The following is a 1,874-nucleotide window of genomic DNA, read 5'->3' on the forward strand; positions in this document are numbered from 1 at the left end:
GCACGCCCACACCCGCCTGTGCTGGCCGCTGGAATGCTGGCCCGAGGCCGACCGCGCCGCCTGGGTCCTGCACTGCACGCCGGGCGATCCCTTCGAGGATGTCCGCCCCGGGGCCCGGCTGCGCGCGGACACCCTGATTGCCCTGGTCAAGTCCTACGGTCGCTGGCTGGCCTTCCTGGCCAGCCGCGGCTGGCTCGACCCCGGCGAGCCGCCGCTGGCCCGCGTCACCCGCGAGCGGCTGCGCGCCTATTTCCGTTTCCTGCGCCGGGCCAGCAACGCCGACCACACCATCATCGGGCGCTTCGGGCACCTGGCGATGGTGCTGGCGGTGATCGTGCCGGGGGCGGAGGTGTCCTGGATCCGCAGGCCCGACGGCGTGTCGGTGTATTCGCTGCTGCCCAAGAGGCGACGGCCCCTGGTGGTGCCGGACGGGCAGGTGATCGCCGAATGGGGATTTGCCATGATGGAGGACGCGCTGAGGCGCCTGGAGAAGGGAAGGCGGGACCCCAACGCGCTGACCGCCTACCGCGACGGGCTGCTGATCGCCTTCTTCGCGCTGTGCGGCCGGCGGCTGCGTTCGGTGAGCCTGCTGCGGCCGGGCCAGGAGCTGCGCCAGGTGGGGGAATGCTTCCGGATCGAGCTGAGCGGCGAGCAGACCAAGACCGGCCGGCGCGACGTCTTCGGGTTGCTGCCGGAGTTCACGCCCTGGATGCGGCACTACCTCGAGGTGATCCGGCCGGCGCTGCTGGCGGGGCGGCAGGAAGAGGCGTTGTGGATCGGCCGGCTGGGCGGGCCGCTGACCGCGCAGGGCATCCAGACGCGCATCCAGCGTCTGTCCTGCAAGCGCTTCGGGATCGCCTTCGGGCCGCACCGCATCCGGCACAGCGTGGTCACCACCGTGGCGCTGCGGCTGGGCGAGACGGCGGCCTTTGGGGCGGCGGTGGTGGGCAACACCCCGGCGGTCGCGGAGGGCTACAACCATGCCGGACAGTACCAGGCCGCCCTGCGCTATGCCGCCCTGAGCCACAAGCGGAGACGGGCGGCATGACGCGGCCGCCCATTCCCGATGCCGATTACCCTTCAGGCGAAGGCGATGCCGTAGCTGCCCGGATCGTCGGACATGAAGTTTGGGGTGGTCAGGGCGATGTGCTCCGGGCTCTCGGAGAAGCCCAGCACCACGTCGCTGCGCGACGCACCTCCCTGGAGCTGGGCCACCCAGTGATCAAGCCCGGCCGGCTCGGCGGCGCGGTGCAGCGTGTTCAGGTAGAGGTTGGACACGAACTGGCGGTCATCCAGGGCGCCGTACTTCGCCTGGAACTCGGGGCTGCGGGTGAAGGCCGCGGCGACATCCCGCAGCGCGACGCCGCTGTCGAGCAGCGGGGCCTGGAATGCCAGGCCCGGGGCGTCGGGCAGCCGCCCCAGCACCGTGTCGTAGAGCCGGGCGGCCTGCAGGGCATGCTCGTCGACGTCCCAGATGCCGTTCCGCCAGAGATCGGCGGTGTTGTTCCGGTTCTCGGCGCTCTCCGAGAAGCCCTGCAGCACCTCGGCGCGGCTGTGGCCGCTGCCCAGCTGCGACAGCCACCAGGCCTTGCCCGCCGCCTCGCCCTCGCGGCCCAGGACGTTCTGGTAGAGGCGGTCGACATACTGGCTGTCCGTCAGGCTGCCGTAGCGTGCGTTGAACTCCGGGCTGGCGAGGAAGTTCTGCGCGAGATCGAGCAGGCTGTGGCCCTCTCCGAGCCGGCCGATCCAGAAGTTCAGGCCCTGCTGCTCGGGATCGCGGTCGAGGGCCGCGTGGTAGAGCCGCACCACCTGTGCCGCCGGATCGGCCTCGTTGAAGACGAGGCGCCCATCGGCCAGGCGGACCTCCTCCACCG

The 1,874-nt window shown here is 71.5% G+C and carries 2 protein-coding genes; one reads left to right on the forward strand and one right to left on the reverse strand.

Features of this window, described 5'->3' with window-relative positions:
- The coding region (gene xerC, locus ROTAS13_RS27565; protein ID WP_075823610.1) for a tyrosine recombinase XerC at nt 1-1,048 on the forward strand (1,048 nt) is incomplete at its 5' end.
- 32 nt (nt 1,049-1,080) lie between these two features.
- Here the strand turns inward: xerC and ROTAS13_RS23895 are convergent.
- Nucleotides 1,081-1,874, reverse strand: a 794-nt coding sequence (locus ROTAS13_RS23895) for a DUF4214 domain-containing protein (protein ID WP_139323548.1), incomplete at its 5' end; no start/stop codon positions are given.

This window comes from Roseomonas sp. TAS13 (assembly GCF_001950415.1).
GTDB lineage: Bacteria > Pseudomonadota > Alphaproteobacteria > Acetobacterales > Acetobacteraceae > Roseomonas > Roseomonas mucosa.